This is a genomic window from Arthrobacter sp. MYb229 (assembly GCF_002975405.1).
Lineage (GTDB): Bacteria > Actinomycetota > Actinomycetes > Actinomycetales > Micrococcaceae > Glutamicibacter.
The window spans coordinates 1-1,744 of record NZ_PCPS01000021.1; the positions used below are offsets into that span (position 1 = coordinate 1).

The window sequence follows — 1,744 nt, forward strand, 5'->3', positions numbered from 1 at the left end:
CCCAGATCTTTCATCAGTTATCCAACGGCTGCCGAAATCCTCTACCAATGGATTCCCGGTGGCCGTTCCTGATTCAGTCCGCGCCAAAGGGCGCCTGAACCACCGACGCTGAATGCCAGGCTCCACGCACCCGGACCAAAATAGCCTTTCAAAACCTAAGAAACAAGGGGAACAGCTACTTCCCGTTCAGGCAGTCAGCAATCCGTGCCGCCACCGCTGGAACAGCTTGCCGATACCCTCCTGCAACTGGCATAGCAACTGTGCTTCTGGCGCTCTCGCCGGGATCAACAGCCGGCGTTGCCGACCACCTGAAACGATTTTCCCTGCCATCGAGAACAACCGGTACCGCCACCGCTTCAAATCCCACACCGAAGCCTCATGACCACCAGGCAGCACCGCCAGCTGCAGCCAAGACACCAAATTGACCGCGAACATCGCCAGGTCCGCCCATGCCTGATTCGCCGCAAAAGACCAATACGGCAGCTTGCCCAACCCCGTATTCTTCAACGTTTTGATCCGATTTTCGCACCTGCCACGCGCCCGATGCCGGGCATCGAGGAACGCCACGTTGAACCGTGGGCTGTTGGTCAAGAACGCGGTCACCCGGTTGCCGTCCGTATCGAACAGGTTCGCTTTCGCCCCGGGATGCAACGGCTCAGCACGTAGGTAAATCCGAGTTCCAGGCGGGTATTGCCTCAACTCCAAGACCTTCGTTGCATCAATCACCCACGCGTTATCTCGTTGACCACCATCAGCGTCCAGCGCTGGTTCCCAGTACTTCTTCTCATCGATCCACCGGATGAACCGCTCCTTGAGCACCGGCAAAGAATACGAGGTGGAGAATTGGACCCCCAATGAATCCAGATGGTGCAAGAACTCGCGGGAAGAGCCGGCACTGTCGGTACGGACCAAGATCTTCTCACCACGAAGGTTCCCGTCCTCGTCATAGAAATTTTCAGGCAGTTGGGCTAGGGCTTGGCTGAGCACCTCGATATGCGAGGCGGCGGAATTCGCGCCCCGGTTGCCTGGGCGCAACTGCACGGCGAGGACTTCGCCGGTGCCGTTGGCTTTGCCATAGTCTGCCATGGCGATCATCGGTGAGAACCCGTATCCGCCTTTGTAGGTGCCAGCACTATTTTGTTTCTCGGAATGAACGTGCACCAACGAGGCATCAATGTCGATGGTTAAAGGGTTCTTTGCCGTGGCCTGCCGGGCAGGATTCCGCGGCCCGGCAGCATTCCAGACTTTGGTGCGCAGGCTGCGGGTCATGGTGGCGAACCCGTAGGAGAAAGCTTCTGGCTGATCTTTGATCCGGCCCATGAACCGGCTGACCGTGGCATCCGACGCCACGGAGCCAAAGAGCTCTGGTGCGGCTCGTAGCTGGTCAATATCTGTGGCTTGCTCGCCGCCAGCCGCCAAGGACAGAGCTAGGGCGCCGAGGATCTTTCCCGGCCGGTGGGTCGCGGTGGTTGGCACGAACTGGCTGAACCTGTCTTCGCAAACGCGGCGGAAGTCCACCGCATTCAGGAAACTGGTCAGCACCGACAACCCTGCATGGGAGACCAAGGTTTGGCCGGTGAGTTGGGTCGAGATGGCAGGGAAAACGTGGGTAGAATAGTTCACAGAAAAGGTGATCCTTCGAACGGGTATTTTGGAAGCTTAGACACTCCCATTTTCCCAGTTCAGGTCACCTTTTCATCTTTTAAGTCAGTTAATGACTACCGGCCTTCATGAAATACCCGGG

Annotated in this window: 1 protein-coding gene; it reads right to left on the reverse strand. The window is 57.7% G+C overall.

From position 1 onward, the window contains the following. Positions 1 to 186 precede the first annotated feature (186 nt). Positions 187 to 1,623, reverse strand: coding sequence for an IS1380 family transposase (locus CQ019_RS18135; RefSeq protein WP_096257871.1), 1,437 nt, complete (start codon positions 1,621 to 1,623; stop codon positions 187 to 189). Positions 1,624 to 1,744: the final 121 nt, after the last annotated feature.